The organism is Stenotrophomonas sp. SMYL20 (assembly GCF_036320045.1).
Lineage (GTDB): Bacteria > Pseudomonadota > Gammaproteobacteria > Xanthomonadales > Xanthomonadaceae > Stenotrophomonas > Stenotrophomonas maltophilia_A.
In genome coordinates this window covers 166467-171389 of the sequence record NZ_JAWIRT010000005.1, presented here as the reverse complement: position 1 = coordinate 171389, position 4923 = coordinate 166467, and the positions used below count along the sequence as shown (strand labels likewise).

The 4923-nt window shown below is 67.9% G+C and carries 5 protein-coding genes; 2 read left to right on the top strand and 3 right to left on the bottom strand.

Features of this window, described 5'->3' with window-relative positions; translation table 11 throughout:
- Window positions 1-91 precede the first annotated feature (91 nt).
- Entirely contained in the window at window positions 92-886 is a 795-nt protein-coding gene (locus tag V3B48_RS05680) for a MetQ/NlpA family ABC transporter substrate-binding protein (RefSeq protein ID WP_049399178.1), read from the bottom strand.
- A gap of 27 nt (window positions 887-913) precedes the next feature.
- Window positions 914-1885: a YafY family protein gene (locus V3B48_RS05675; protein ID WP_010481302.1), complete on the bottom strand. Its 972-nt coding sequence runs from the start codon at window positions 1883-1885 to the stop codon at window positions 914-916.
- Window positions 1886-1966: 81 nt separating this feature from the next.
- Between V3B48_RS05675 and V3B48_RS05670 the strand changes: the two genes are divergently transcribed.
- On the top strand, window positions 1967-2569 hold the full coding sequence (locus tag V3B48_RS05670; protein ID WP_049399177.1) for a hypothetical protein: 603 nt from the start codon (window positions 1967-1969) through the stop codon (window positions 2567-2569).
- 107 nt (window positions 2570-2676) lie between these two features.
- Window positions 2677-3453, top strand: a complete 777-nt coding sequence (locus V3B48_RS05665; RefSeq protein ID WP_010481298.1) for a DUF481 domain-containing protein — start codon at window positions 2677-2679, stop codon at window positions 3451-3453.
- 115 nt (window positions 3454-3568) lie between these two features.
- On the opposite strand, the gene hemC is transcribed toward V3B48_RS05665, so the two are convergent.
- On the bottom strand, window positions 3569-4480 hold the full coding sequence (gene hemC / locus V3B48_RS05660; protein ID WP_049421426.1) for a hydroxymethylbilane synthase: 912 nt from the start codon (window positions 4478-4480) through the stop codon (window positions 3569-3571).
- Between the last annotated feature and the right edge of the window lie 443 nt (window positions 4481-4923).

Below are 4923 nucleotides of genomic sequence, written 5' to 3'. Positions count from 1 at the left end.
TGGGGGGGCCGCGGGCCCCACCTCTTTGTCTGTGGGGGGGGCTGGGGCGCGCCCCCCCCCCCCCCCGCCACTACCACATGGCCAGCGGCCGTCAGAACGCCGGCAGCACCGCGCCCTTGTACTTGGTCTCGATGAAGGCCTTCACCTGCGGGCTGGTCAGGGCCTTGGCCAGCTTCTGCACGCGGGCGTCGTCCTTGTTGTCCGGGCGTGCGACCAGGAAGTTCACGTACGGCGAGTCCTTGCTCTCGATCGCCAGTGCATCCTTGGTCGGGTTGAGGCCAGCGTCCAGTGCGTAGTTGGTGTTGATCAGGGCCAGGTCGACCTGGTCCAGCACGCGCGGCAGCATCGCCGAGTCCAGCTCGCGGAACTTCAGGTTCTTCGGATTGGCGCTGATGTCACGCTGGGTCGACAGCGCGTTGGTCGGATCCTTCAGCTCGATCACACCGGCCTTGTGCAGCAGGATCAGTGCACGGCTGTTGTTGCTCGGGTCGTTCGGGATCACCACGTCGGCACCTTCGCGCAGCTCGGCCAGCGACTTGATCTTGCGCGAATACGCACCGAACGGCTCGATGTGCACGCCGATCACCTTCACCAGATCGGTCTTGCGATCGCGGTTGTAGGCATCCAGATACGGCTCGGTCTGGAAGTAGTTGGCGTCCACCTGCTTCTGCACCAGCTGGTCGTTGGGCTGCACGTAGTCGTTGAACACGCGCACGTCCAGGTCCACGCCTTCCTGCTTGAGGATCGGCTTGACCACTTCAAGGATCTCGGCATGCGGCACGGCCGTAGCGGCCACCACCAGCTTCTGCGAGGGCTCGCCGGACTTGCCGCAGGCGGTCAGGGCCAGCGCAGCGGCGAGCAGGGGCAGCAACAGGGTCTTCTTCATGGGCGGAAGGGTTCTCGGGGGGGAGTGTCAGGAGTTGTCGTAGTTGCTCAGGGCGAGCTCAAGCAGCGCCTTGGCCTGCTCGCGCAGCATCACCGGTTCGACGATCTCGGCATCCGAGCCGTAGTGCAGCACGTCCATCAGCAGCTCGCGCGAGACGCTGTACGGCACCTTCAGTTCATAGCGGCCATCGGCCAGGAAGCGGCCCTGCTGCTTGGAATGCCAGTGCTCGTCGGCCACCCAGCGCGCGGCCTTGGCGCTGAACAGGATGGTCGCCCAGCCCTTCGGCGCACCGGAGAAGATGCCGTAGCTAGCCCCGAGCTGCTCGTCCAGCTCGCTGTCGGCCACGTCGCGGGCGGTGCTGTCGATCACCCGCGCCTTGTGGATGCGATCCACGGCAAAGCTGCGCAGCGCCTCGCGGTCATGGTCCCAGGCATCCAGGTACCAGTTGTCGCGATAGTGGGTCAGGCGCTGCGGCGAAACGGTGCGCTTGGTCGGCTCGTCGGTGGAACGGGCGCGGTACTCGAACGCCAGCTGGCGGCGCTCCAGCACCGCCGAAGCCACGCTGCGGAAGCTGCCTTCATCGAACTTGCGGCCACGGTGCGGAATCACCCGCACCCGGTCCACCGGCCAGCTGGAAACGCCAGCCTGGGCCGCCAGCAGGCTCTCGATGCGCTGCTGCAGCGGTGCCAGCACCGAGGACAGCACGCCGCCTCCGGTCCGCGCCAGCAGGTGCTGCGAGGCCAGCAGGGCATGCAGCTCCTCCGAGCTCAGCCACAGGCCGGGCAGCTCGAAGCGGTCGCTCTCGTCGGCCTGGTAACGGAAGCCGGCTTCGCCGTCGCCCTCGATCGGTGCCATCAGCGCATCGCGCAGGAAGGCCAGATCGCGGTAGACGGTGGCACGGGAGCAACCGAGCTTGTCCTGCAGGGTCGCCACCGTCACCGGATAGCGTGCGGACTTGAGCAGACGATGCAGGGCGGTGATGCGTTCGTATCGGTCCATACCCCCGATTATGTCCGAGTCGCGGGTCTTGTGTGGGACGTTTGGGCTATCGTGGTCGCCCCCACCCGTCTGGAACACCCGATGCGCCGGTTGCCTGCCCTGTCCCTGCTGGCCTGCCTGCTGCTGGCCGCCTGTGATCGCGCGCCCGCGCCGGCCAGCACCGAAGCGCCCGTGCCTGCGGCGGATCCGGCGCAGGCGGTGCTGGGCGCCAGCCAGCGCTTCTCGGCCCTGCGCAGCTTCCACGCCGAACTGGAGGTGCTGGGCGCGCCCCAGCCGGTGCGCAGCGCCATGGACTTCGTCGCCCCCGACCGCTTCCGGGTGCAGACCCCGGCCGGTCCGCAGACGATCATCGGCGACACCATGTTCCTGCAGGCCGACGACGCGATCCGGCAGGTGCCGACCCCGCCGGGCCTGCTCGAGCAATGGCGCAACCCGCTGCCGGCCGATGCCCTGCCCGCCGATCTGCAGGCCGAAGACCTGGGCAGCCAGTCGCTGGACGGGGTCGAGACGCGTCACTACCGCCTGCGTGGCGCGCAGCCCGGCGAACGCCTGGAGTACTGGGTGGACGCGCAGGGCCTGCCGCGGCAGATCGTACGCAGCGGCAGCAGCAATGGCCGCAGCTTCCAGCTGCGCCTGCGCTATTCGCGCTTCAACGACCCGGCATTGCGCGTCGATCTGCCCTGAATAGGCGATCGCGGCAACGCCTGCTGAAGAAACCGTTTGGATCGATTCGGACCGCCATCACGCTTCCAGTATCATCACCGGCTGTCAACCGCTTCGGAGAAGCCCCGATGTCCCTGCGCGTGTCCCTGCTGATCCCCCTGCTGCTGTGCGCACCGCTCGCGTATGCGCAGGATGCCTCCGAACTGGCGGCGATGTCCTCGCCGTGGAGCGGCAGTGGCGGCGAGCTCGGTTTCGCTTCGGCACGCGGCAACAGCAGCACCGAGAGCTTCAACGGCCGCCTGCGCCTGCGCTACACCGATGGCGACTGGGTGCACAGCATGGACCTGGCTGGCCTGCGCTCCAGCTCCAAGGTGATCGAGACCCGCGACGACGGCTCCACCAGCCGCCGCAACAACACCACCGCCAACCGTTACACCGGCAGTGCCGGCAGCGCGCTGCAGCTGGGCGAGCACCGCCAGCTGACGGCCACGGTGCGTACCGAGCGCGATGACTTCGCCACCTACGACCGCCAGAGCTCGTTCGGTCTGGGTTACGGCACCCGCCTGTGGAACACCGAGCGTTTCTCGTTCGACGCGCAGATCGGCCCCGGTGTGCGCCGCACCCACAGCACCGAGGACGACCGCACCCGCACCGGCATGATCGGCCGAGGCCTGTTCGACATGAAGTACTCGCTGACCGACAACACCGACCTGGTCAACACCCTGCTGGTCGAGTCGGGTTCCTACAACACCTTCGGCCAGAACGACTTCGGTGTTTCGGTGAGCATGAACGAACATCTGGCGCTGAAGGCCGGCTGGCAGGCGCGTTACAACAGTGACGTGGCCGAGGACAAGCGCAAGACCGATACGCTGACCACGATGAACGTGGTCTACAAATTCAAATAAGAAACGGGCGCCAAAGGCGCCCGTTCTTCTTTCGGTAGTGCCGGCCGCTGGCCGGCAACTGCATTCAATCGGAGCACGAGGTTGCCGGCCAGCAGCCGGCACTAGCTGCGATGGCTCAGACGTTCAGCAGTTCGCCGGCACCGGCATCCAGCAGCATCTTCGCCACGCGCTGGCCCAGTGCTTCCGGGTCACTGGCCGGGCCGATCGCCTCGGCGCGCACCGCACGACCATCGCTGGCACTGCCGACCAGGCCCTGCAGGTGCAGGTCGGTGCCCTGCCACTGCGCGATCGCCGCCACCGGCACGTGGCAGCTGCCATGCAACGCACGGTTCATCGCTCGCTCGGCTTCCACGCAGGCACGGGTTTCCGCGTCATCCAGGCCCGCGAACAGCGCCATCAGGCGCGCATTGCCACCGTCGCACTCCACCGCCACCGCGCCCTGCGCCGGGGCCGGCAGCCACTGCGGCGGTTGCAGGCGCGCGACGATGCGCGCGCCCAGGCCCAGACGCTCCAGGCCGGCCACGGCCAGCACGATGGCGTCGTAGCCACCGTTGTCGAGCTTGGCCAGGCGGGTGTTGACGTTGCCGCGCAGGTCCAGCAGTTCCAGGTCCGGGCGCAGCGCGCGCAGCTGGGCCTGGCGGCGCAGCGACGAGGTGCCAACCCGCGCACCGATCGGCAGCGCATCCAGCGAGGCGTACAGGTTGGAGACGAAACCATCGGCCGGATCGTGGCGGGTCAGCATCGCCGGCAGCGCGAAGGGTTCATCCAGTTCCATCGGCACATCCTTCAGCGAATGCACGGCGCAGTCGGCCTCGCCACGCAGCATGGCCAGCTCCAGTTCCTTCAGGAACAGGCCCTTGCCACCGATGGCGGCCAGCGAGCGGTCCAGCACCTCGTCACCGCGGGTGCTCATCGGCACCAGTTCCACATGCAGGCCGGGGTGGGCCTGGCGCAGGCGATCGGCGACGTGTTCGCTCTGCCAGAGGGCGAGCGGGCTCTTGCGGGTGGCGATGCGGACGGTTTCCATCCGGTCATTATCGCGCCTTCGGCGCGGATACGGCCAACGGCGGAGCCCCTCGTGGCTGGTGGGGGGTACGGTTGAAGCAACAGCCGTGCTTGGCCGGGCGGGATGGACCACGCAGGGGACGCTGCAAGTACGTCCATGTAAGCTCGGTCGCCGCATCCATGCGGCTCACGCCCCTGCGCAGCCCATCCCGCCCGACCTATGACAGTTTCCGTGTGCGCCAGCCACGGAAGATCAAAAGAAGAGCAGAGCAACAGCGGGTCGCTTCGCTCTGAGTCGAGCATGGCTCGACTCTACATTTATCTCCCCACCCGATAACAACAATGCTTTTGCTGTCCGATGCAGTGGAGAACGAGAGGGTTGGGCCGGGGGGGGGGGGGGGGGGGCGGGGGGGGGGGGGGTGGGGGCGGGGGGGGGTGGGGGGGGTGGTGGCGGGGGGGGGGGGG